Below are 24,307 nucleotides of genomic sequence, written 5' to 3' on the forward strand. Positions count from 1 at the left end.
TCAGGCGCTTTTGCCGTCATTAAAGATGGCCAGTTCATCCCAAATTGCGTCAATACGCGCAGTCACTTCAGGATCTTTTTTAATCGGACGTCCCCATTCGCGTTGGGTTTCGCCCGGCCATTTATTTGTGGCATCCAGCCCCATTTTTGAACCAAGGCCGGAAACCGGCGAGGCAAAGTCCAGGTAATCAATTGGCGTATTCTCTACCAGTACCGTATCCCGGGCGGGGTCCATGCGGGTAGTAATAGCCCAAATTACATCATTCCAGTCGCGCGCGTTAACGTCATCATCGCAGACAATAACAAATTTGGTGTACATGAACTGGCGCAAAAACGACCAAACACCCATCATGACGCGTTTGGCATGGCCTGCGTACTGTTTTTTCATCGTCACCACGGCCAGACGATATGAACAGCCTTCCGGAGGCAGGTAAAAATCGACGATTTCCGGGAACTGCTTTTGCAGAATAGGAACGAATACTTCGTTCAGCGCCACGCCGAGCACTGCTGGCTCATCAGGCGGGCGTCCGGTATAGGTAGAGTGATAAATAGCATCTTCACGCTGGGTAATGTGGGTGACGGTAAAGACCGGGAAATTATCTACTTCGTTGTAGTAGCCGGTATGATCGCCATAGGGCCCTTCTGGAGCCAGCTCGCCCGGTTCGACGTACCCTTCCAGTACGATTTCTGCGCTGGCAGGCACTTCCAGGTCGTTGGAAATACATTTGACCACTTCGGTCTTGGTACCGCGCAACAGCCCGGCAAATGCGTACTCGGATAATGTATCAGGAACGGGTGTCACAGCCCCCAGAATGGTCGCAGGATCGGCCCCCAACGCCACTGAAACCGGGAAACGTTCGCCAGGATGCGCCGCGCACCATTCCTGATAATCAAGCGCGCCGCCGCGATGGGACAACCAGCGCATAATAAGCTTGTTTTTACCAATCAGCTGCTGGCGATAGATGCCCAGATTCTGCCGCTCTTTATGCGGACCACGCGTGACGGTGAGTCCCCAGGTAATCAGCGGCGCGGCATCTTCCGGCCAGCAGGTCATAATCGGAATGCGGTTTAAATCAACGTCATCGCCTGAGTAGATTTTTTGCTGACAAGGCGCACCGCGCAACCGCTTAGTCGGCATGTTCAACACCTGCTTAAACTGCGGCAGCTTATCAAACAGATCGCGGAATCCTTTCGGTGGCTCTGGCTCTTTCAAAAACGCCAACAGTTTACCGACTTCTCGTAGCGCCGAGACATCTTCTTGTCCCATCCCCATCGCAACACGCTTTGGTGTGCCAAACAGGTTACACAGCACCGGCATTGAATAGCCTTTCGGATTCTCAAACAGTAACGCAGGCCCACCGGCACGCAGAGTGCGATCGGCAATTTCAGTAATTTCCAGGTGGGGATCCACCTCAAGCGAAATGCGTTTGAGCTCGCCCTGCTGTTCAAGCAGCGTCAGGAAGTCGCGTAAATCGTGATATTTCATGGCGTCCATTGTGGCCTCTTCGTAAGCGCTTCATTATACGGCGTTCATCATTGTGATGCTGTATTTTTGTTAAATTAGCGTGAACTCTGGCGATACATATAAGCCCTGGGAGTATATACCCATTGGGTTTCAGCCTGCGTTGAGGCGGGTATAATTAACTTAACGCATGGCTTTTGCTATGCTGGCGCTCAGAACAAGCGGATAAGAGTTATTATGCAATCCTGGTATTTACTGTACTGCAAACGTGGGCAACTTCAGCGAGCCCAGGAACACCTGGAAAGACAGGCGGTGAACTGCCTGACGCCTATGATCACCCTGGAAAAAATAGTGCGCGGTAAACGTACCACAGTCAGTGAACCACTATTCCCTAATTACATGTTTGTCGAGTTCGACCCGGAAGTGATCCACACCACGACTATCAATGCCACGCGTGGTGTCAGCCATTTCGTCCGTTTTGGCGCGACGCCTGCGACCGTTCCTTCTCCCGTTATTCACCAGCTTTCTATCTACAAGCCTGAAGGAATTGTTGACCCGCAAACTCCTCAGCCAGGGGACAGCGTGATTATTACTGAAGGGGCGTTTGAGGGGCTAAAAGCGATCTTCACCGAACCGGATGGCGAAGCGCGTTCCATGCTACTGCTTAACCTGTTGAATAAAGAGGTTAAGCAGAGCGTGAAAAATACCGGCTTTCGAAAAATTTAAGCCGTTTAGAAGGTCACTTCGAACAGCGTTCGGACGTTAGCATCAATGGTTGCTGACAGCCATTGAGGATTTTCACCGCGCCAGTGGGCAATACGCTCAAGAATATGTGGCAGGTGCGCCGGTTCATTGCGCCGTGACGTCGGTTTAGGCGTTAAGTCGCGAGGGAGTAGGTAAGGCGCATCGGTTTCAATCAGCAGCCTTTCCACCGGAATAAACGGCAGCAGTTCCCGCAGTTCCATCCCCCGGCGCTCATCACAGACCCAGCCGGTGATACCGATATAGAGTCCCCGGTCCACGCAGTCCTGCATCTCCTGTCGCGTTCCGGTAAAACAGTGCAGCACCGCGCCTGGGAGGCTATCCAGCCACGGCTCCAGCAACGTCAGAAAACGCTCGTGGGCATCCCGACAATGCATGAAAATCGGCATCTGCAGTTCAGCAGCAATGCGCAGCTGCGCCTCAAAAGCACGTTCCTGCTCCTGCGGCGTGGAGAAATTGCGATTGAAATCCAGACCGCACTCGCCAATAGCGACCACCTCAGACTGGTTTGCCAGCGCGATAATCTCGTCTTCCGTTGAGGACTGCCATTGGCTGCTGTCATGCGGGTGCACGCCAGCCGTGGACCAGCAATGCGGATAATGCTGTGCCAACTTTAGCGCCTGCTGGCTTTCGTGCAGGTTTGTTCCAGTCAGAAGCATACCGTTTACGCCCGCAGCAAAGGCGCGCGCCACAACATCATCCCTGTCTTTTGCAAATTGTGAACTGGTTAAATTAACGCCAATGTCAAACATGCTACCTCCCATATGACAACCGCCCTGACGGGCGGTTGAATTTACTCTTCTGTTTTCTCGGTGGCTTCGGCTTCTTTTGCTTCTTCAGCCTCGTTGTCCTCATCTCGCGTACGTCGCTTGCCGACATAGAAACGAGAGAAGAAAACGCCCACTTCAAACAGGCAGTACATCGGTATCGCCAACAACGTTTGCGAGAAGACATCTGGCGGGGTCAGTAACATCCCGACGACGAATGCTCCCACCACAACGTAAGGTCGTTTCTTACGTAAATCGTCTGGCGTCGTAATGCCCATCCAGCATAGCAGCACAATGGCGACAGGGACCTCAAAAGAGACACCGAAAGCCATAAATAGCGCCATTACAAAGCTGAGATAGCTGGCAATGTCCGTTGATACCTGCACGCCTTGCGGAGCCGTGTTAGCCAGAAAACCAAACGCCAACGGGAAGACGACAAAATAGGCGAATGCCATGCCGATGTAGAACAGCAACGAACTGGAGACCAGCAGCGGCACAACCAAGCGACGTTCATGTTTGTACAAAGCAGGCGCAATGAATGCCCATACCTGGTAGAGGATCACTGGCGCTGACAGGATCAGCGACACCATGAAGGTCAACTTGATTGGCGTAAAGAACGGCGAAGCCACATCGGTGGCGATCATCGTTGCGCCCTGCGGCATCTGTTTAATCAGCGGCGCTGCAACCATATGGTAAATGTCGTTGGCAAAATAAACCAACGCCAGAAAGATCACGATTACCGCAATAATGCAGTTCAGGAGTCGCTTACGCAGCTCAATAAGATGCGTGATGAGCGGTTGGGTATCTTCTACAGACATGTTTACGGTTTATCACTCGACGAGGGTGAGGATTCGACAACAGGTGCGGCGGCTTTCTTTTCTGCATCCATCAACGTGGCGGAAGCGTTTTCCGTCGGCTCTGGCGTTTTAGCACCCGTGGATTCCGGTTTTTGCTCCGGCGAACTGGCCTGATTTTCAGCGGCGGCAGGGGTGACCCCTTCTCGCTGCGCTTCACCTTCTTTCACCACCGGATTATGGATAGTGTGCGCTTCATCGCTCGCTTTCTCAGGATCGTGCACGCTGTATGAACGCTTCATCGATTCCGCCGCTTCACGCAGCTCATCCATTGACGCTTTCAGCTCCGGGGTCAGATTTGTCAGGCTCGCTTTCTCTACTTTCTTCAGGCTGTCCTGAAACTCCTGAAGCTTAAGCTCCTGGGTCAGTTCATTCTGAACAGTAGTTGCCAGGGAACGTAAAGCACGCACCCAGCCAGCAACCGTTTTTACCGCTACGGGTAATCGTTGCGGCCCCAGGACAATGAGGCCGATCACGAACACCAATAACAGTTCGCTAAAACCGATATCAAACACGGATTATACCTGCTCTTTATCTTGGCTTTTGGCGTCTTCCTTTTTCACTTCGCCCTGCTTATCGGTGATGGATTTAGCTGTAAAATCAGCGTCCTGGCTGGTTTTATCTTGCTTAGGCTCATCATCACCCATCGCTTTTTTGAAGCCTTTAATCGATGCGCCAAGATCGGAACCGATGGAGCCGAGTTTCTTGGTGCCAAATAGCAGTACAACGATGACGGCAATGATCAACAACTGCCAAATACTGATACCACCCATACATGTTCCTCTGTCATAGATGATGAATTAATAAGGCCGTAGTATACGTTACACGGCCTGCCTTGGGCGATGAAAAATTCAGCGCATTTTGCGCCAGCCGATTAACCAGGCTAAGACACCGCCTACCATCAACCAGCCCGGCATAAGCCCCCACTCAGGGCGGCTTACCAGCAGGAATGTTCCACTTAGCAACAATGTTGCGCCAATGCCCAATAAATAACGGGATTGTCCCTGGCGTACATGATTCGCGTGAAGCTCGCGGGCAATCTTATCAACACTGTGCTGTAAATATTTGCCCTGGCGCAAACTGTCATACACCAGTTCAGGTATTTCTGGCATTTTTTCGACCCAGAACGGTGCTTTTTCTTTAAATGCCCTAACGAGCGCCGGAATACCGACCTGATCTTTAATCCAGGATTCGAGGAATGGCTTAGCCGTTTTCCACAAATCTAACTGCGGGTAGAGCTGTCGTCCGACACCCTCAACGTACAGCAGCGTCTTCTGTAGCAATACCAGTTGAGGCTGGACTTCCATATTGAAGCGGCGCGCAGTGTTGAACAAATTCAACAGCACATGACCAAAGGAAATCTCCGCCAGCGGTTTTTCAAAAATCGGCTCGCACACGGTACGAATGGCAAATTCAAACTCTTCTACGTTGGTATCCGGTGGAACCCAACCAGAATCCACATGCAGTTCAGCAACTTTGCGGTAATCGCGGTTAAAGAACGCAATGAAGTTTTCAGCCAGGTAACGCTTATCTTCTTTGTTTAAAGAGCCCACAATCCCACAATCAATACCAATGTATTTCGGGTTTTCAGGGTGCTCATAACTGACAAAAATGTTCCCGGGGTGCATGTCCGCATGGAAAAAGCTGTCGCGGAAAACCTGAGTAAAGAAGACCTGAACACCACGTTCAGCCAGCAACTTCATATTGGTGCCGTTCTTCTCAAGCGTGGTGACATCTGAAACCGGGATACCGTAAATGCGCTCCATCACCATCATGTTCTGACTGCAATAGTCGGAATACACTTCCGGGATGTACAGCATCGGGCTATCTTCAAAATTACGTCGTAGCTGAATGGCGTTCGCCGATTCGCGCAGCAGATTTAGCTCATCAATCAACGTTTTTTCATATTCACGGACGACTTCTGTTGGTCGCAGGCGACGCCCATCTGGCAGCAGACGAGGAACCCAACGAGCCAGGCGGTAGATCAGTTTTAAATCCGCTTTGATGACCGGCAGTATGTCCGGGCGAATAACTTTGATCACCACCTCTTTGCCATTCGATTTCAATCGCGCAGTGTGAACCTGAGCAACAGACGCAGATGCCAGCGGCGTGATTTCAAAATCATCAAACCATTCCTCGACGGGCAGCCCGCCCATGGCCTCTTCGATTTGTTTTTTCGCTCTAAGCCCATCAAACGGGGCAACACGATCCTGCAATAGCGCAAGCTGATCGGCGATGTGCGGAGGGAAAAGGTCACGACGGGTGGAGAGCATCTGCCCAAACTTGATCCACACCGGGCCGAGTTCCTGTAAAGCCAGTCTCAGCCTTTCTCCCAGCGGTTTGTCTTTATGTCGGTTAGGCATCCAGAACAACGAGTAACGCCACAACCGAAGCGGCAGCGTGATTCGCATTTTGGGGATGAGTTCATCAAGACCGTAGCTTAAAAAAGTGCGAATGATGAAATAAAGGCGCCGTACTTCACCTGGCGTCATTTGGCCTCCAGTTTTTCCAGCCGTTTGGCCAGAGATTCAACCGCGCGCTCAACGGCTGCCGTTTCTTCAGCAAACCATGCAACCTCTAGTGGGCCAGGAGCCATGCGCCACTCTTCGGTGATCGCTTCGGCGACATAGCGCTGCTGGCGCTGAAAGTTATGGCACAGGAACTTCGCTCCACCACGCAAGACTTTGCTGACCCCTTCCGCGACGATATCGCCGGTATAGGGTGCTAACAGTTCTGCAGGATCCAACTCGGCCAGATCGGCCAGCGCAACAAAGTTCTGTACTACCTGGATATCACCCTGGACTTCCAGTTCACCGCTGCGGATAAGCGTGGTGAGTTGCTGTCTGTCACGCAATTTCGGTAACACACTGGCATATGTGATTACGGTGCAATCGGCTTCGCCTTCCCACGCCCCCAGCACATCGACCTGGCGCTCACTAAACACCAGGACTAACGATGTTGAAAATCCTTTGAGATCAACACGTAGCACTTTACCCTGTAAACGCGTTCTGGCTGACTTGAGCGCAGGAGAGCGGTACAGAAAGGTGTTGAGCAGATTTTCAACGCCTGCGGTCACTAAGGGTTTTAAAGGCATCCCCACTCTCCTGTCAGAACTTGTAACCACGATGCAGCGCAACGACACCTGCTGTCAGGTTGTAGTAATCAACGCTTTCGAACCCGGCATCTTGCATCATTGCTTTTAAGGTGTCCTGATCGGGATGCATGCGGATGGATTCCGCCAGATAGCGGTAGCTGTCCGCATCGCTTGCTACCATTGAACCTATACGCGGCAGAACATGGAAAGAGTACGCGTCGTAGGCTTTGCTCAACGGTTCGATAATCGGCTTGGAGAATTCCAGCACCAGTAGACGTCCGCCCGGCTTCAATACGCGGTACATGGAGCGTAATGCTTTGTCTTTATCCGTAACGTTGCGCAGACCGAAAGAGATGGTGATGCAGTCAAACGTGTTGTCAGGGAAAGGTAGTGCTTCCGCATTCGCCTGAACATACTCAACGTTACCCACCACACCAATATTGCGCAGCTTTTCGCGACCCATTTTGAGCATTGAGTCATTGATATCCGCCAGCACAACTTTGCCGGTTTCGCCTACCATGCGAGAGAATTTCGCCGTCAGATCGCCGGTACCGCCTGCTAAATCGAGAACGGTTTGCCCGCGACGCACGCCACTGCAGTCAATGGTGAAGCGCTTCCACAAACGATGAATGCCGAATGACATTAAGTCATTCATAACGTCATATTTAGAGGCCACAGAATGAAAAACGTGGGCCACCATGTCAGCTTTCTGCTCTTTAGCGACGGTCTGAAAGCCAAAGTGCGTCGTTTCTTGTGAATTATCCACCATCTCAGTGCCTGCTCATTCAAAAAATGTTCGAGAAGTGTAACAGATTGGGCCAATTTGCCCTACCCTTCTGCCGGGTTCAACTACCCCAAATGGACTAGTTTGATTGCTGATTTACCGCTTCACCATCAGGGTAAGACGCATCTTGTTGCGTCTCAGGGACCGAGCGCAAACGGTACTCTTCATCCTGCGTAGTGGCTTGTTCAGCCAGCTCAGGATTAATCTCGCGCTTAATTTCCACCCCTAAACTGCGAAACGCTTCTGCCTGCGACAGGACGTTTCCACGGCCTGAAGAGAGTTTTTTCATCGCCTGTCGGTAGTTGTCCTGGGCTTTGTCCAGGCTTTGACCTATTGCCGACATATCATCCACAAACAACCGCATCTTGTCATAAAGTTTGCTGGCCCGATCGGCAATTTGTTGCGCATTACGACTCTGATGCTCGTAGCGCCACAGGTTGGCGATCGTGCGCAATGCCACCAACAGCGTGGTAGGACTCACCAGCATAATGTTATTTCTAAGCGCTTCGGTAATCAGTTCGGGCTGTCTGTCGAGCGCCAGCAAAAAAGCGGGCTCAACGGGGATAAACATCAGCACATAGTCAAGAGTACGCAGCCCCGGAAGCTGCTGATAGTCTTTGCGGCCCAGTAGACGAATGTGGTTGCGCACCGAGGCGATGTGCTCCTGCAACGCGCTCTCACGGGTGAATTCATCTTCAGCGTTAAAATAGCGTTCATAGGCGACCAGCGTCATTTTCGCATCAATCACCACATCTTTGCCCTGCGGTAATCGGACAATAACATCTGGCTGCATCCGCGAACGGGCGTCGTTTTCGATGCTGACCTGGGTTTCGTATTCATAGCCTTCGCGCAGACCAGAAGCCTCAAGCACCCGCGTGAGTACCACCTCGCCCCAGTTCCCCTGCGTTTTGTTATCACCTTTTAATGCCCGCGTCAGGTTTACCGCTTCCTGTGCCATCTGCGCATTCAGCTGCTGGAGATTACGAATTTCGTGCGCCAGAGTATGACGTTCCTGTGCCTCTTTACCAAAGCTGTCCTGAACCTGGCGTCGAAAACCGTCCAGTTGTTCGCGAAGCGGTGCCAGCAGGCTGTTCAGGCTTTGGCGGTTTTGCTCATCTACGCGGCGATTGCTGTGCTCGAATATACGGTTCGCCAGATTTTCAAACTGCTCGCTCAGGCGCTGTTCGCTGTTGATCATCTGACGGATCTTATCTTCCGCATGCTGTTGCGTTGCTTCCAGCCGGGTAGTGACTTCACGGAGATCAGCTTCCAGAGAGGTGTTGATACTGTGCAGGCTGCGCAATTCGTTATTAAGCAGTTCGCACTCATCACGCCAGTGGGCTTCCTGTGAGAGTTGTTGCCGGGCGGCACTTAGCGCGATATCCAGTTCACGTCGTTCTTCGATGAGATCGGCACGGATCCTGTCGGCGTGTGCTTTTGTTGCCAGCCACCCAACCAGCAGCCCTGCGGCTAACGCCAGCACGGCACTCATCATAATTGAAATATCCACAACGCCCCCTTACAGCAACGACTTACCCGCACAAAATAGAATTGTGCTGTATAAACGTCCAGTTTAAAAGGAATTTCCTGCGAGGTACTACGCAAAATAAAAAGGCCGAACGCGTCGGCCTTTTTGAATAGACGGGAGAATTACAGTAAACGACGCGCAGCTTCCACCACGATTTTTACCGCATGGCTTTCTGTTTGTTTCATCGTTTCCGCATTAGGGATCTCTTGCTGAGTACGGTTCACGATAACACCCGCGACCATACCGGCACGCAGACCCTGGCTTGCGCACATGGTCAGCAGCGTGGCAGATTCCATTTCGTAGTTCATAACGCCCATAGACTGCCACTCTTCCATCGAGCCTTTGAAACGGCTCACGACGCGACCAGAGAAGGTGTCGTAACGTTCCTGGCCCGGGTAGAAGGTGTCAGAAGATGCGGTAACGCCCACGTGGGTAGTGGCGCCGATAGATTTCGCCGCTTCCACCAGCGCAGTGGTGCACTCGAAGTCCGCAACGGCCGGGAACTCCATTGGCGCGAAGTGCAGGCTTGCGCCGTCCAGACGGACAGACGCCGTGGTAACCAGGACATCGCCCACGTTGATATGCGGCTGGATAGCGCCAGTCGTACCGATGCGCAGGAAGGTACGAATGCCCAGCTGTGCCAGTTCTTCTACGGCAATAGAGGTTGACGGGCCGCCGATACCGGTAGAGCAAACGATCACGGCTTTACCATCCAGCTCAGCACGCCAGGTAGTGAACTCGCGATGAGATGCCAGCTTAACCGGCTTATCCATCAGCGCGGCGATCTTTTCCACCCGCTCCGGGTCGCCAGGGACGATAGCAAGCGTAGCCCCTTGTAAGTCGCTCTTAGTGAGGCCGAGATGAAAAACATCAGACTTAGACATAAAAACTCCTCTGTGAATCGGTTTTGTCAGAAGAAGCAAAAATACACTTTACCGAAGGCATGAACATATTTTCGTGACAGTCATCACTCTGATGTAAATCAATTGCATTCAATTACCATCAAAAAGTGATGTATATCACATAAATGATGCGATGTAAGGAAGCCCTGCACAAAAGATAGCCCGTTTAAGGCAATGTGGTTCGTTGCATGTGTCTATAGTTAACAATGCGCTTTTTGGCTGAATATTTAAGGGTACGGAGAATACCATGACAACACAACAATCTGGCTTTGCACCTGCTGTATCTCCACCGACGTCTACCACGGTTCACACTCCGGATAACGCGATTATCGCCGGTGTAACGTCCATACCTTCACAAGGCGATGATATGCCAGCGTATCACGCACGACCAAAACAAACCGATGGCCTGCTTCCCGTGGTCATTGTCGTGCAGGAGATTTTTGGTATTCATGAGCACATTCGTGACGTTTGCCGCCGTCTGGCTCTGGAAGGGTATCTGGCTATCGCACCAGAACTCTATTTTCGCGAAGGCGATCCCAATGACTTTGCCGACATCCCCACGCTGCTCAGCGGCCTTGTCGCCAAAGTGCCTGACTCTCAGGTACTGGCCGATCTGGACCACGTCGCCAGCTGGGCCTCCCGCAACGGAGGAGATGCGCACCAACTGATGATCACTGGATTCTGCTGGGGTGGACGCATTACCTGGTTGTATGCCGCACATAATCCGCAGTTAAAAGCGGCCGTGGCGTGGTATGGCAAACTGGTGGGTGATAAAACCCTCAACTCGCCGAAACATCCCGTTGATATCGCAACCGATCTTAACGCCCCCGTTTTGGGACTTTATGGCGGCCAGGATACCAGCATTCCGCAAGATACCGTTGAAACAATGCGTCAGGCGCTGCGCGCCGCCAATGCGAAAGCGGAAATCGTGGTCTATCCCGATGCCGGACATGCCTTCAACGCTGATTATCGCCCGAGCTATCACGAAGAGTCCGCGAAAGACGGCTGGCAGAGAATGCTGGAGTGGTTCGCGCAATACGGTGGGAAGAAATAATTCCCGCCAGGCAAACCAATAAACAAAACGGAGGCATCAGCCTCCGTTTTGTTTTTAAGCCTGACGCAGATTCTGCGCCGCTTTAACCATGTTTGCCAGCGCGGCGCGGGTTTCCGGCCAACCGCGCGTTTTCAGACCGCAGTCCGGGTTCACCCACAGACGCTCTGCCGGAATACGCTGCTCGGCTTTCTTCAGCAAAGCTTCAATCCACTCCACGCTCGGGACGTTCGGCGAGTGAATGTCGTAGACGCCCGGCCCGATTTCGTTCGGATAGTCGAACTCTTCGAACGACTCCAGCAGCTCCATATCAGAACGTGAAGTCTCAATAGTGATCACGTCCGCGTCCAGCGCCGCAATGGAGTCCATGATGTCGTTGAACTCGCAGTAACACATGTGGGTGTGGATCTGGGTTTCATCCTTCGCCACTGCCGCGTTAATGCGGAAAGCCTCCACGCCCCATTCCAGATACGCCGCCCAGTCGCTGCGACGCAGCGGTAAACCTTCACGCAGTGCCGGCTCATCAATCTGGATGATGCCGATCCCCGCCGCTTCCAGATCCGCCACTTCATCACGCAACGCCAGCGCAATCTGCTTCGCGATGGTTTCACGCGTCACGTCTTCACGCGGGAATGACCAGCAAAGAATGGTCACCGGACCGGTCAGCATACCTTTTACCGGTTTGTCGGTCAGCGACTGGGCATACTTCGCCCACTCCACGGTGATCGCTTCCGGGCGGCTGACGTCGCCAATGACTACCGGTGGCTTCACGCAACGGGAGCCATAGCTCTGCACCCAACCGTTCTGGGTAAAGACGAACCCGTCCAGATGCTCACCAAAGTATTCCACCATGTCGTTACGCTCGGCTTCACCGTGTACCAGCACGTCGAGCCCCAGACGCTCCTGTTCGGCGATCGCCTGTTTGATATGTTCCGCAATACCGGTGCGGTAGTTACCGGCATCCAGGTTGCCCTTTTTGAAGTCCAGACGCAGACCGCGAATTTCGGTGGTTTGCGGGAATGAGCCGATAGTCGTGGTCGGCCATGCCGGCAGATTAAAGCGGGCACGTTGAGCCTCGGCGCGAACCGGGTAAGCGTTGGCGCGCTGGCTGTCCTGGGCGGTGATTGCCGCCAGACGTTTTTCCACTGCGGCGTTGTGGACACGAGTAGAGTGACGACGAGCCTGAATCGGTGCGCTCCATTCGACAATTGCCGCCGTATCACCGCTGTTCAACGCATCACGCAGCAGCGCCAGCTCGCCGCATTTTTGCAGGGCGAAGGCAAACCAGCTCTTCACCTCTGCATCAAGGCGGGTTTCCACGCTGAGATCGATGGGGCTGTGCAGCAGGGAGCAGGAAGAAGCCACCCACAGGTCACGTTTCCCGACGATATCTTTAATTTGCGCGTATTTTTCGCTGAGATCGGCGCGCCAGACGTTGCGTCCGTTCACTAGGCCCGCTGACAGCAGCCAGTCGGCAGGCAGACGTTTGTGCAGCTCGGCGACATCATCTTTACCGTGCACGAAGTCAACGTGCAGTCCCTGCACCGGCAGCGCGGTAATGGTATCCAGGTTTGGCGTTACGCCTTCGAAGTAGGTGGTCAGTAGCAGCTTCACCTGGCCCTGCAGGGCATCATAAGCCGGTTTAAAGGCATCCAGCCACGCTTGCGGCAGCTCCAGTACCAGTGCAGGTTCATCGATTTGCACCCATTCAATACCCCGTTTTGCCAGCTCAGACAGCACCTGCTGGTAAACCGGCAGAATGTCGTTCAACAGACTCAGGCGGTCAAACTGTTCGCCCTTCACTTTCCCCAGCCACAGGTAAGTTACCGGCCCCAGCAGCACAGGTTTCACCTTGTGCCCGAGCGCCAGCGCTTCGTCTACTTCATCCAGCAGTTGCGTCCAGGTCAGTTTGAACTGCTGGCCTTTGGTGAACTCCGGTACCATGTAGTGATAGTTGGTGTTAAACCATTTGGTCATTTCTGCCGCCGCCGCTGGCTCACCGGTCGGTGCGCGGCCACGGCCAATGCGGAATAAGGTATCGATATCCACCGAGCCGTCTTTATTCTGATGACGAGCCGGAACGTTGCCGAGCAGCAGGCTGGTGGTCAGCACGTGATCGTACCAGGCAAAATCACCTACCGGCAGCAGGTCAACACCCGCCTGCTTCTGCTGATCCCAGTGGCGGGCACGCAGCTCGCGGCCAACGGTCAGCAAATCTTCACGGGAAGAATTTCCCGCCCAGTAACTTTCTTGCGCTTTCTTCAACTCGCGACGCAGGCCAACGCGAGGGAAACCGAGGGTGTGATTCAATATTGTCATTTTTCTTCCTCTAATTATATGTAAATCCTATGGATTTTGAATTTAGGGAAGGCGGCAAGTTTACTCATCCCCAGGAGCTTACTGAAGTAAGTGACTGGGGTGGGGAAACGAAGCCAACGCACCATAAATTTAAAAGACGAAGGATTTTAGCCGTCCAGATGTTTACACATCTATATTTGGCAGTTACTGTATATTCCTCAAGCGCAATTTGTTCATGCCGAAGTGAAGGACTTTCATGATCGAGATTAAACACCTGAAAACGCTCCAGGCGTTGCGGAATAGTGGTTCGCTGGCAGCCGCCGCGGCGACGTTGCATCAGACCCAATCCGCTCTTTCTCACCAGTTCAGCGATCTGGAGCAGCGCCTTGGCTTTCGACTTTTTATCCGTAAAAGCCAGCCTCTGCGCTTTACGCCGCAGGGAGAAATCCTGCTGCAGTTAGCCAATCAGGTGTTGCCGCAAATTGGTCGCGCGCTGCAGGCTTGCAACGAACCGCAGCAAACCCGGCTGCGAATCGCAATTGAATGCCACAGTTGTATTCAATGGCTGACGCCCGCGCTGGAGAATTTTCGTGCCAACTGGCCACAGGTGGAGATGGACTTTAAATCCGGCGTGACGTTCGATCCGCAACCAGCGCTACAGCAGGATGAGCTGGATCTGGTATTAACCTCCGACATCCTGCCGCGCAGCGGATTGCACTACTCACCGATGTTTGATTTTGAAGTCCGCCTGGTACTGGCGCCGGACCATCCGTTGGCCAGCAAAACACAAATCACGCCGGAAGATTTGGCCAGCGAGACGCTGCTCATTTACCCAGTGCAACGGAGTCGACTGGATGTATGGCGGCATTTCCTGCAGCCTGCAGGTGTTAGTCCGTCGCTGAAGAGCGTGGATAACACCCTGCTGCTGATTCAGATGGTTGCAGCCAGAATGGGTATCGCGGCGTTACCGCACTGGGTGGTGGAGAGTTTTGAACGCCAGGGTTTAGTAGTGACTAAAACCCTGGGTGATGGGTTGTGGAGCCGACTGTACGCCGCCGTGCGTGATGGCGAGCAGCGACAGCCGGTCACAGAAGCGTTTATTCGCTCAGCGCGGAATCACGCCTGCGATCATCTGCCGTTTGTGCGGAGTGCGGAACGACCCACTTTCGATGTACCCACAGTGAAGCCACTATCACAGCCGCACCAATGATGAAGCTTGGCCAGTGAGGTTGTTGATGCCAGATAGCCAGGTTAACCAACAGCCCGGCCGGGACATGCATATTGTTCATGATGCCCAGCGTGCCCGCATCCACCTGGGTCGCGCCGTAGTTCCACATAAAGTAACCAATGCCGGACGCTGCCACGCCAAGAAAGACCAGAATTCCCCACTGTAGCGTGGTTGCAGGCATTTTCTGCGCATTGCCCAGCATGAACCAGGCCACTACCGCCACCATAAAGGCCCCCATGTAAAACCAGGCAAAGGCGTTGTGCTGCGGCATTGGCCGCGTTTCCATCAGACGTTTATAGCCCACCATACCAATAGCAAAGCTGATATTGGACAACTGTACCAGCAGCAGACCGGTCCAGAAGTGGCTGGTCACCTGATCGTAACGAATTATCCCCGCGCCAATCACCGCCAGTAACGCACTAAAGGCATAACTCCAGCGCAGACGACGTCCGCTCATCAGGTCATAAATCAGCGTGATGTAGAGCGGCGTCAGCACGGTGAAAAGCAACAGCTCTGAAACCGTCAGATACAGGTAGGCGTGAAAACTCAGCATATACATAATGCCAAGCTGCATGGCCCCCACCAGCATATACAGCGCGATCGTTTTTACGCTGTGCCCACGGGTTCGTAAAAACGGCAGGAACACCAGCGCCGCGAGTCCAACGCGCACCAGCACCGCAAAATAGCTATCGACATGACCGGCAAGGTACTCGCCAAACAGGCTGAAGGAAAATGCCCACAAAATAGTGGTAATGATGAGTAGCGCCACAATGGATGTCTCTTAGAACAGGGAACATCCATTGTAGCGGAGAGTTTAGTTGACAACTGGTCAACTAAAGAACAATCACTTTAAAAAGAGATCGCGCAGGTAGTGCGGCACGGCATCGTCGGCGTTGAGTCCGATGACTTCCAGCTCCGGATGCAGATCCTTCAGGCGCTGGTGGGCATTGCCCATGATGCAGCCTTTGCCCGCCATGGAGAGCATTTCCGCATCGTTCATCCCGTCGCCAAAAGCGATGCAGTCTTTCAGGCTGTAGCCCATCGCTTTCGCTACCGCTTCCAGCGCATGACCTTTCGACACGCCGCCCGCCATGACTTCCAGACAGGTAAGCGTAGAGAAGCTGACGTTGACGCGATCGCCCCAGCGGGCGTTAATCGCCTGCTCCAGCGGTAGCAGTCTTTCGTGAGAGTCGGTGGTGAAGAACACTTTGCTGACGCCTTCAGGCTCCAGTAATGCAGGTTCAAACAGGGAATAATTAAACACTGCTTCTTTGAAGAATCGCATTTCGTCCGGACGATGGCGATTCATAAACCATTCATCATCGCGATAAACGTTGGTCACGATGTCCGGGTTTGCATTCACTACGCCAAACAGGTCGCTGGCAATGTCGCGATCCAGGTTATGGGAAAAAACCAGATTCCCGTCAGAATCATGCACCCGCGCGCCGTTGGACGTGATCATGTAGGTTTTAATGCCGAGGTTATCGCGAATTTGCCCCACATCAACATGATGACGGCCAGTCGCAAACACGAAGTTAACGCCGCGAGCGGTCAATAACTTCAGCGTCTCTTTGGCATAAGGGGACAGAGTATGGTCGGGGGAAAGCAGCGTACCGTCTAAATCAGACGCAACAACCTGATACATAAGAAAATTCAACCTCTAGGCAAAGCGGGTTCCGCTGGATGAGTTATGCTTGTCGAAAAATTCGACAATAGCGTTAAGCGCGACTGAGCGCATGGCGTCCTTTTCAAAAAGGATCTCATGGTACGCGCCTTTTATGACAAGCGGCTGACCTCCTTCTACAGGATGGCCCGCTGCGGCGCGGAGTTCACAAAAACGATCGTGCATGCGGTTATCCACTACACGTTCTTCTTCAGCCTGAATCAGCAGCGTCGGCGTCGCATCATCCCCAGCGCCAGCCAAAACCTGTTCACCAGCCAGAATCCCTTCGCGTACCCAGTGATAGGTGGGACCGCCAACGCGCAACCGCGGCTCATCAGCATAGAAGCGTAGATTGCGCCGATAGCGCTGTCGACTATGGGTTAACGCATTCATACCGAACGGCAGCGCCCGCCAGCGCCCAGTTCCCATCGCATAGCCTTCGCGGATCCGCGGATGCCCTTCAGCCCAGTCCAGAATGTGGCGCACCATCCAGTCGGGAAAGCGCATCACAATACCAAACATCGGTGCACAAAGCGCGATGGCATCACACTGATTCGGGTGGCGCTGCAGGAATAATGTGGCAATCGCCCCGCCCATTGAATGCGCCAGGATATAGCGTTTTCTCCACGGGCCGGGTAGCACCTCCTGCTGCCAGAAGGCGGTTAGATCGTCGACATAGTCATTAAAGTTATCGACATGACCGCGATGTGGATCCGAAAGCATTCGCCCGGAACGCCCCTGACCACGGTGATCGATAATGAGCACGTCAAAACCAGAATGAAACAGGTCATACGCCAGTTCAGCGTATTTCACATAGCTTTCAATGCGTCCAGGACAGACGACGATGACGCGATCGTTTTTTTCTGCATGAAAACGCACAAAATGTACGGGGATATCATCCACACCCGTAAATTCCGCTTCTTCCCGCTGACGCCAGAAATCTGTCAGTGGCCCCATGGAAAAAGCAGCAAACGCGTTTTCTCTTGTTTCCCAGTCCTTTTGCTGCTGAAACATCGGGTATCCAGCCTCGCTGACCAAGTAAAATCGTTTTTTTCGCCGTCGCTGATACAACCTAACGACAGTAGCGTATTGTGGCATAAAAATAGACAATCCGGGAGTTTCTCATGACCTTTGAATGGTGGTTCGCCTACCTGCTGACCTCTATTATTTTGAGCTTGTCTCCAGGCTCTGGCGCAATCAACACTATGACCACTGCCATCAGCCATGGTTATCGCGGTGCCAGCGCGTCGATTGCAGGTTTACAGACAGGGCTGGGCATTCATATCGTTTTGGTAGGCGTGGGGCTAGGAACGCTATTTTCACGTTCGGTGATCGCGTTTGAGGTGCTGAAGTGGGCGGGAGCGGCCTATCTGATTTGGCTGGGTATTCAACAATGGCGGGCTGCGGGCGCTATCGATCTGAACACCATAGCGAATACACAATCACGCAGCCGCCTGTTCAAACGCGCGGTCTTTGTGAATCTGACCAACCCCAAGAGCATTGTTTTTCTTGCCGCCCTGTTCCCGCAGTTTATCCTGCCGCAGGAACCGCAACTGATGCAGTACGTGGTGCTTGGCGTTACGACCATCGTGGTCGATATCATTGTGATGATCGGTTACGCAACGCTGGCCACGCGCATTGCTGGCTGGATTAAAGGGCCAAAGCAAATGAAGGCGCTGAACAAAGTGTTCGGCTCGCTGTTTATGCTGATAGGCGCCCTGCTGGCATCGGCAAGGCATGCTTAAAAGCAGATAAAAATACTGGGCCCACCCAATACCGAGTGGGCCAATCACTTAGCGCGAAATAATCAGATGGATGCCGAAACCCGCGAACAGCGCGCCAGCAAAACCATCAATCCACTTCGCCAGACGCTGATAGCCACGACGCATCTTCGGTAGCGCAAACAGGCTGGCGACCACGGTAAACCACGCCAGCGTTTCCACGATAATCAGAGCAAAAATCCCCCAACGCGCGCCCGTTCCCACGTTATCGCCAACGAACAATGAGAAGACGGAGCCAAAATAGATAATGGCTTTAGGGTTCGCCAGATTGGTCAGCAGACCTTTCAAGAAGCTGCGTCCGCTCTGCGCCAGCTCCACCTGCGGAGTGGGAGCTGCAACATCCTGTTCTTTAAATGCGCCGCGCAGCATCTGATAACCCATCCAGCACAGATACAGCCCCCCACCTACCATAATAATGGTATGCAGCCAGGCCATTTTTTCGATAATCAGATGCAGGCCGAGAAGCGCCACGCCAGCCCAGACCATGACGCCACAGGTAATACCCAGCACGCCCATCATCGCTTCTTTGCGCGAACGGCTAACCGCAGTTTGAGAAACAAAAAAGAAATCGGGACCGGGACTCATCAGCGCAACGATGTGCACCAACGCAACGGTGAAAAATAGCGTTAACATAAAAATGACTCGCGGGGGAATAGTTCAGTGAGTCACCATCCTGGCACTTTTTTGCCCGGCTGACTACTCTTCGTCGTCACCATCAACGTGTGCGCGAATAAGCGCCATAAACTCTTTACCGAAACGCTCAAGTTTACGCATCCCCACACCGTTAACGCTTAGCATTTCACTCGGTGAAACTGGCATCTGCTCCGCCATTTCAATCAGCGTGGCGTCGTTGAACACCACGTACGGCGGGATGTTCTCTTCATCGGCAATGGCTTTACGCAGCTTACGCAATTTGGCGAACAGTTTGCGGTCATAGTTGCCGCCGAAGGATTTCTGCATCGCGCGCGGTTTCAGCGCCACAATACGCGGCACGGCAAGCTGTAGTGGAACGTCACCGCGTAGCACCGGACGCGCGGCTTCGGTTAACTGTAACGCGGAGTGATGAGCAATATTCTGCGTCACCAGGCCCAGGTGAATAAGCTGGCGAATAACGCTCACCCAGTGTTCGTGGCTTTGCTCGCGACCAATGCCATAGACCGGCAGTTTGTCATGGGCCAGTTCGCGAATACGCTGGTTATTCGCTCCGCGCAGCACTTCCACGACGTACCCCATGCCGAAGCGTTGGTTAACACGGTAAATCGTCGACAGCGCTTTACGCGCATCCATGAGTCCGTCGTACTGTTTTGGCGGGTCAAGACAGATATCGCAGTTACCACACGGCTCCTGACGCCCTTCGCCAAAATAATTCAGTAGCACCAGGCGACGACAGGTTTGCGCCTCGGCAAATGCCCCCATCGCATTGAGCTTATGCCGTTCGATATCCAGCAACTGTCCGGCGGGTTTCTCTTCGAGGCAACGGCGTAGCCATGCCATATCAGCCGGATCGTAAAACAGCATCGCTTCCGCCGGTAGGCCATCACGCCCGGCGCGGCCGGTTTCCTGGTAATAGGATTCGATATTGCGCGGAATGTCGAAATGCACCACGAAGCGTACGTTAGGTTTGTTGATCCCCATACCGAACGCCACGGTCGCCACCACGATTTGCAGATCGTCGCGCTGGAATTTCTCCTGCACCTCGGCGCGTACGGCATTTTCTAGCCCGGCATGATAAGCCCCGGCGCTGATGCCACGGCTTTGCAGACGCGCGGCGGTGTCCTCGACTTTAGCGCGACTATTACAGTAGATAATGCCAGACTTACCGCGCTGCTCTTGCACGTAGCGCATCAGTTGATCGAGCGGCTTAAACTTCTCCATCAACATGTAGCGAATGTTCGGGCGGTCAAAGCTGCTGATCTGAATTAACGGGTCGTTGAGTCCCAGCAGACGCACAATGTCCAGCCGGGTTGTCTCATCCGCGGTCGCGGTCAGCGCCACAAACGGCAGGGTTGGGAAACGTTGGCGCAACTGTCCCAGCGCCGCGTATTCGGGGCGGAAATCATGCCCCCACTGCGAAATACAGTGCGCTTCATCAACCGCCAGCAGCACCGGATTCCAGTGCGCCAGATGCTCAAGGAAGTTATCCAGCATCAGGCGTTCGGGCGCAATGTACAGTAAGCGAATCTGTCCTGTACGACAGCCTGCCATCACCTCAAGCTGCTGCTCACGACTTTGAGTAGAGTTAAGGCACGCCGCCGCCACGCCGTTGGCCAGCAGTTGATCGACCTGATCCTTCATCAAGGAAATCAGCGGAGAAACAACAACGGTGAGTCCGTTTAGCAATAATGCGGGAATTTGATAGCACAGGGATTTACCGCCGCCGGTCGGCATAACGACCAGGCAGTCGCGACCAGAGAGCACGGTATCAATGATTTCTTCCTGACCAGGGCGAAACTGTTGGTAGCCAAAGGTTTCTTGCAAAACCTGTTTAGCGCCCATTTCCAGATTCAACACTTCCGCCTGCGCCACATTAACCCCATTAGCCTGAAATAAAAACAGGCGCTATTTTCAGCGCCTGAGAGAGAAACTGCAATGATTAAAATACTCTCAATACTTATCAGAAGATATCGTTGAGCATCACGCCCACACCAACACGGGTCTGATTGAAGTTATAGTCAATCAGCGATTCGCCGTAACCGCTGTAAACCTGGGTGTAAAGACGTACATGCTTCGTAATGGGGTAACTGACACCCAACTCAGCGCCGCCGTAACCGGTATTCCAGTTGTACTGACCTTTCGCACTTAAGACGGCGTCACCGAGGTGATAACCCAGTTTGAGCTGATAGTAGCCCATATATTTTGTGATATCCGGGTTATCATCAGTGCTGCCAATGACGTACCACGGCTTAACTTCCACCAGCCAGTTACCGTTTTCAGCCATCAGACGAGTATAAAGACGGTTCCAGCTACGTGAAGTGGGATCGGAGCGACCGTTGGAGTCATGGTTATAACCCATTTCGACATCACGAAGCGTCCAACCGGCAAAGCGGTAGTCGGTGGCGAAACCGAGGAACAATTGCGGTTCGTAGTTGGTTTCGCGAAACGGTGAAGACTCTTCACTGTTAGAAAGCTGCCACCAGGATTTCTGGGTATAGGAGCCGCCGAGTACCGAATTTGGGCCTAATATCCCGCGCCAGAGCGGAAACGCCAGGCTTAGCTGAAACTTAACCTCATCTTTGCGCGCATTTTCGGACCAGCTATAGCTGCTGATCGCCTCTTTGTTCATGTCGCTGGTATTAGTGTAGATAAGATAGTTAGTGTCATAAGGATAAAGCGTGAAAGGGTTGTCATGTTCCTGCAGCATGTTGGCGATAATACTGCCACGAACCGCCGGTGCATCATGAATCTCTTTCACTGTCGCTTCCTGCGCATACGCGGTCAACGGCAGCATGACTGCTGGTAGTAACCATCCCAGAATCGCCCGCATCGGTACTGTTCTCCTGAACCAAAATATTGATGAATTGTATAATTATCTGGCAAGTATTCTACATACTTAGCGAGTTCCTCGTTAGTTATCCCGTCCTAAAGTAGAAAACAACAAACAATAAGCATAATATCAACATTTCATTAACCATTAGGATGTAGGGATCATATGTCTGCCGTACTTACTGCTGAGGAAGCGCTGAAGTTAGTGGGTGAAATGTTCGTCTATCATATGCCGTTTAACCGGGCACTGGGACTGGAGCTTGAACGCTATGAGAAAGAATTCGCTCAATTAGCCTTTAATAACCAACCGATGATGGTCGGCAACTGGGCGCAAAGCATTTTGCATGGCGGCGTGATCGCCTCGGCGCTGGACGTCGCCGCCGGACTGGTGTGCGTTGGCAGTACGCTAACCCGCCATGAGACGATCAGTGAGGACGAACTGCGTCAGCGGATGTCACGCATGGGAACCATCGATTTGCGCGTTGATTACCTGCGTCCAGGGAGAGGGAATCGCTTTACCGCCACCAGCAGCCTGCTGCGGGCGGGTAATAAAGTCGCCGTGGCACGCGTGGAACTGCATAACGAAGAACAGCTTTATATTGCCAGCGCAACCGCCACTTATATGGTGGGGTAAGCAGCCAAAAAAAGGTAAACTGCTGTTACATTTCTGCAATGAGTTTTCCCGATGGATGCTAAACAAACGCGGCAGGGCGTGTTACTCGCTCTTGCTGCTTATTTTATTTGGGGTATCGCACCTGCCTACTTCAAGCTGATTTACTATGTCCCGGCGGATGAGATCCTGACGCACCGCGTCATCTGGTCATTTTTCTTCATGGTGGTGCTGATGAGCATCAGCCGCCAATGGTCGGGTGTCAAAACGCTGCTCCAAACGCCAAAGAAGATCTTCCTGCTGGCGCTCTCGGCCGTGCTCATCGGCGGAAACTGGCTGCTGTTCATTTGGGCAGTCAATAATCACCATATGCTGGAAGCCAGCCTCGGCTATTTTATTAACCCGCTGGTGAATATTGTACTGGGAATGCTATTCCTCGGTGAGCGATTTCGTCGCATGCAGTGGCTGGCGGTACTGTTAGCCGCCTGCGGCGTGCTGGTACAGCTGTGGACCTTCGGATCGCTGCCAATCATCGCGCTGGGACTGGCGTTCAGCTTTGCGTTCTATGGCCTGGTGCGCAAGAAGATTGCGGTCGAAGCACAAACCGGCATGCTGATCGAAACCCTGTGGCTTTTACCCGTTGCAGCCATCTATCTGTTTGGCATTGCGGACAGCCCAACCAGCCATATGGGGCAAAACCCGATGTCGCTTAATCTGCTGCTGATTGCTGCGGGTGTCGTGACCACCATACCGCTGCTGTGCTTTACCGGCGCGGCAACCCGCCTGCGTCTGTCGACGCTGGGTTTTTTCCAGTACATTGGCCCTACGCTGATGTTCCTGCTGGCGATAACGTTCTACGGTGAAGTACCGGGTGCGGACAAGATGGTTACTTTCGCGTTTATCTGGGTCGCGCTGGCGATTTTCGTAATGGATGCGATTTATACGCAACGACGGGTACATCGGAGCTAGGGGATTGCCGGATGGCGCTTTGCTTATCCGGCCTACAAAAGCACATCACCGTAGGCCGGATAAGTCACCGCCATTACAGCCAGTTCTTGCGCTTAAAGTACAGATACGGCGCCAGACCGGCGAGCATCATAAAGACAATCGCCCCAGGATAACCAAAGCTCCAGTGCAGTTCCGGCATGAACTCAAAGTTCATCCCATAGCTGGACGCCACCAGCGTCGGGGGCAGGAACACCACAGAAACCACCGAGAAGATCTTGATGATGCGGTTCTGCTCGATGTTAATAAAACCCATCGCCGCCTGCATCAGGAAGTTAACCTTCTGGAACAGCGATTCATTGTGCGGCAGCAGAGATTCGATATCGCGCAGGATCTCACGCGCCTGCTCCAGCTGACTGCCCGGCAACCGCGCTTTACGCACCAGGAAGTTCAGTGCGCGTTGGGTATCCATCAGACACAAGCGTACCTTCCAGCCGATATCTTCCAGTTCCGCCAGCGTCGACAGCGCTTCGTCATATTCATCGCCCTGACGCCCTTCCATGATCACACGGCTGAGTTTTTCCAGGTCGCTGTAGATGTTTTCGATCTCATCCGCCAGCTGTTCAATTTTGGTTTCGAACAGGTCGAGCAACAGCTCGTAGGCATTGCCATCCACCATAGCCTGGTTACGCGCACGCATGCGGTACAGGCGAAAGGCCGGCAATTCGCGCTCGCGCAGGGTAAACAGACGGCCTTCGCGAATAGTAAATGCGACGGTTGAGTTACCCGCGTGATCGTCGGCGTCTTCATAAAAGAAGAAGGAGTGAATGTGCAGACCGTCTTCGTCTTCAAAAAAACGCGCGGATGCTTCGATGTCTTCCAGTTCAGGGCGCGTAGCCAGATTCTGGCCCAAGTCCTTTTGCACACGGTTTCGTTCTTCGTCATCCGGCTCGACTAAATCGACCCAAACCGAACTGGCAAGGTGCTCGATCTCGTCTGCCTCAAGGCGAGTTAAACGATTGTTTTCCAGTTGAAATGCGCTCAGCATGACCGGGACTCCCAATGCAAAAAATTATCGGACAGTTCGGAGGGCACA

The 24,307-nt window shown here is 53.1% G+C and carries 24 protein-coding genes; 6 read left to right on the plus strand and 18 right to left on the minus strand.

From position 1 onward, the window contains the following. Nucleotides 1-1,494 carry a 4-hydroxy-3-polyprenylbenzoate decarboxylase gene (gene ubiD, locus GFB57_RS03950; protein WP_003017878.1) on the minus strand — a complete coding sequence of 498 codons (1,494 nt, stop codon included), beginning with the start codon at nt 1,492-1,494 and terminating at the stop codon, nt 1-3. Between the two features lie 204 nt (nt 1,495-1,698). Between ubiD and rfaH the strand changes: the two genes are divergently transcribed. Then, nucleotides 1,699-2,187 (plus strand): transcription/translation regulatory transformer protein RfaH, encoded by a 489-nt coding sequence (gene rfaH, locus GFB57_RS03955; RefSeq protein ID WP_003017881.1) that lies wholly within the window; start codon nt 1,699-1,701, stop codon nt 2,185-2,187. A 5-nt stretch (nt 2,188-2,192) separates the two neighbouring features. On the opposite strand, the gene tatD is transcribed toward rfaH, so the two are convergent. The 9 genes from tatD to udp form a co-directional block, all read right to left on the minus strand. Continuing rightward, nucleotides 2,193-2,975, minus strand: a complete 783-nt coding sequence (gene tatD, locus GFB57_RS03960) for a 3'-5' ssDNA/RNA exonuclease TatD (RefSeq protein WP_003017882.1) — start codon at nt 2,973-2,975, stop codon at nt 2,193-2,195. A gap of 41 nt (nt 2,976-3,016) precedes the next feature. Next, nucleotides 3,017-3,808 carry a Sec-independent protein translocase subunit TatC gene (gene tatC / locus GFB57_RS03965; protein WP_003017884.1) on the minus strand — a complete coding sequence of 264 codons (792 nt, stop codon included), beginning with the start codon at nt 3,806-3,808 and terminating at the stop codon, nt 3,017-3,019. A gap of 2 nt (nt 3,809-3,810) precedes the next feature. Further along, nucleotides 3,811-4,359, minus strand: coding sequence for a Sec-independent protein translocase protein TatB (gene tatB / locus GFB57_RS03970; protein ID WP_003017886.1), 549 nt, complete (start codon nt 4,357-4,359; stop codon nt 3,811-3,813). Nucleotides 4,360-4,362: 3 nt separating this feature from the next. After that, nucleotides 4,363-4,617 carry a Sec-independent protein translocase subunit TatA gene (gene tatA, locus GFB57_RS03975; RefSeq protein ID WP_003017888.1) on the minus strand — a complete coding sequence of 85 codons (255 nt, stop codon included), beginning with the start codon at nt 4,615-4,617 and terminating at the stop codon, nt 4,363-4,365. Nucleotides 4,618-4,695: 78 nt separating this feature from the next. Then, nucleotides 4,696-6,336, minus strand: a complete 1,641-nt coding sequence (ubiB, locus tag GFB57_RS03980; protein WP_003017891.1) for a ubiquinone biosynthesis regulatory protein kinase UbiB — start codon at nt 6,334-6,336, stop codon at nt 4,696-4,698. Continuing rightward, entirely contained in the window at nt 6,333-6,938 is a 606-nt protein-coding gene (gene ubiJ / locus GFB57_RS03985) for a ubiquinone biosynthesis protein UbiJ (protein WP_003017894.1), read from the minus strand. The genes ubiB and ubiJ overlap by 4 nt, the downstream gene beginning before the upstream one ends. 13 nt (nt 6,939-6,951) lie before the next feature. Then, nucleotides 6,952-7,707: a bifunctional demethylmenaquinone methyltransferase/2-methoxy-6-polyprenyl-1,4-benzoquinol methylase UbiE gene (ubiE, locus tag GFB57_RS03990; protein WP_003017897.1), complete on the minus strand. Its 756-nt coding sequence runs from the start codon at nt 7,705-7,707 to the stop codon at nt 6,952-6,954. A 94-nt stretch (nt 7,708-7,801) separates the two neighbouring features. Further along, nucleotides 7,802-9,232, minus strand: a complete 1,431-nt coding sequence (rmuC, locus tag GFB57_RS03995; protein ID WP_003017901.1) for a DNA recombination protein RmuC — start codon at nt 9,230-9,232, stop codon at nt 7,802-7,804. Nucleotides 9,233-9,372: 140 nt separating this feature from the next. Then, nucleotides 9,373-10,134: a uridine phosphorylase gene (gene udp, locus GFB57_RS04000; RefSeq protein WP_003017903.1), complete on the minus strand. Its 762-nt coding sequence runs from the start codon at nt 10,132-10,134 to the stop codon at nt 9,373-9,375. A gap of 265 nt (nt 10,135-10,399) precedes the next feature. Here udp and GFB57_RS04005 point away from each other — a divergent pair, with 265 nt between their 5' ends. After that, nucleotides 10,400-11,206, plus strand: a complete 807-nt coding sequence (locus GFB57_RS04005) for a dienelactone hydrolase family protein (RefSeq protein WP_003017905.1) — start codon at nt 10,400-10,402, stop codon at nt 11,204-11,206. Nucleotides 11,207-11,260: 54 nt separating this feature from the next. Here GFB57_RS04005 and metE read toward each other — a convergent pair whose 3' ends face one another. After that, nucleotides 11,261-13,522 (minus strand): 5-methyltetrahydropteroyltriglutamate--homocysteine S-methyltransferase, encoded by a 2,262-nt coding sequence (gene metE / locus GFB57_RS04010; RefSeq protein WP_003017906.1) that lies wholly within the window; start codon nt 13,520-13,522, stop codon nt 11,261-11,263. A 235-nt stretch (nt 13,523-13,757) separates the two neighbouring features. On the opposite strand from metE, the gene metR reads away from it, so the two are divergent. Then, nucleotides 13,758-14,711: an HTH-type transcriptional regulator MetR gene (gene metR / locus GFB57_RS04015; RefSeq protein WP_003017908.1), complete on the plus strand. Its 954-nt coding sequence runs from the start codon at nt 13,758-13,760 to the stop codon at nt 14,709-14,711. Here the strand turns inward: metR and GFB57_RS04020 are convergent. The 3 genes from GFB57_RS04020 to pldB all read right to left on the minus strand — a co-directional run bounded on the left by GFB57_RS04020 (nt 14,599) and on the right by pldB (nt 17,406). After that, the gene (locus GFB57_RS04020) at nt 14,599-15,498 is read right to left on the minus strand and encodes a carboxylate/amino acid/amine transporter (protein ID WP_003017909.1); all 900 of its coding nucleotides are present in this window, start codon (nt 15,496-15,498) and stop codon (nt 14,599-14,601) included. The genes metR and GFB57_RS04020 overlap by 113 nt on opposite strands. A 75-nt stretch (nt 15,499-15,573) precedes the next feature. Continuing rightward, on the minus strand, nt 15,574-16,374 hold the full coding sequence (yigL, locus tag GFB57_RS04025; RefSeq protein ID WP_003017910.1) for a sugar/pyridoxal phosphate phosphatase YigL: 801 nt from the start codon (nt 16,372-16,374) through the stop codon (nt 15,574-15,576). A 15-nt stretch (nt 16,375-16,389) separates the two neighbouring features. Then, nucleotides 16,390-17,406, minus strand: coding sequence for a lysophospholipase L2 (gene pldB, locus GFB57_RS04030; protein WP_003017911.1), 1,017 nt, complete (start codon nt 17,404-17,406; stop codon nt 16,390-16,392). A 110-nt stretch (nt 17,407-17,516) separates the two neighbouring features. Here pldB and rhtB point away from each other — a divergent pair, with 110 nt between their 5' ends. Then, nucleotides 17,517-18,137: a homoserine/homoserine lactone efflux protein gene (gene rhtB / locus GFB57_RS04035; RefSeq protein ID WP_003017913.1), complete on the plus strand. Its 621-nt coding sequence runs from the start codon at nt 17,517-17,519 to the stop codon at nt 18,135-18,137. 48 nt (nt 18,138-18,185) lie between these two features. On the opposite strand, the gene rhtC is transcribed toward rhtB, so the two are convergent. The 3 genes from rhtC to pldA form a co-directional block, all read right to left on the minus strand. Further along, nucleotides 18,186-18,806, minus strand: a complete 621-nt coding sequence (rhtC, locus tag GFB57_RS04040) for a threonine export protein RhtC (protein ID WP_003017914.1) — start codon at nt 18,804-18,806, stop codon at nt 18,186-18,188. Nucleotides 18,807-18,869: 63 nt separating this feature from the next. Next, nucleotides 18,870-20,699: an ATP-dependent DNA helicase RecQ gene (gene recQ / locus GFB57_RS04045; RefSeq protein WP_003017915.1), complete on the minus strand. Its 1,830-nt coding sequence runs from the start codon at nt 20,697-20,699 to the stop codon at nt 18,870-18,872. Between the two features lie 88 nt (nt 20,700-20,787). After that, nucleotides 20,788-21,657, minus strand: a complete 870-nt coding sequence (pldA, locus tag GFB57_RS04050) for a phospholipase A (RefSeq protein WP_003017916.1) — start codon at nt 21,655-21,657, stop codon at nt 20,788-20,790. Between the two features lie 165 nt (nt 21,658-21,822). Here pldA and yigI point away from each other — a divergent pair, with 165 nt between their 5' ends. Beyond that, nucleotides 21,823-22,290 carry an acyl-CoA thioesterase YigI gene (yigI, locus tag GFB57_RS04055; protein WP_003017917.1) on the plus strand — a complete coding sequence of 156 codons (468 nt, stop codon included), beginning with the start codon at nt 21,823-21,825 and terminating at the stop codon, nt 22,288-22,290. 51 nt (nt 22,291-22,341) lie between these two features. Beyond that, nucleotides 22,342-23,235, plus strand: a complete 894-nt coding sequence (gene rarD, locus GFB57_RS04060; RefSeq protein ID WP_003017918.1) for an EamA family transporter RarD — start codon at nt 22,342-22,344, stop codon at nt 23,233-23,235. A gap of 73 nt (nt 23,236-23,308) precedes the next feature. On the opposite strand, the gene corA is transcribed toward rarD, so the two are convergent. Further along, nucleotides 23,309-24,259 (minus strand): magnesium/cobalt transporter CorA, encoded by a 951-nt coding sequence (gene corA / locus GFB57_RS04065; protein WP_003017920.1) that lies wholly within the window; start codon nt 24,257-24,259, stop codon nt 23,309-23,311. Nucleotides 24,260-24,307: the final 48 nt, after the last annotated feature.

It is taken from the genome of Citrobacter sp. S39 (genome assembly GCF_009495675.1).
In the GTDB taxonomy this organism is placed as follows: domain Bacteria; phylum Pseudomonadota; class Gammaproteobacteria; order Enterobacterales; family Enterobacteriaceae; genus Citrobacter; species Citrobacter freundii.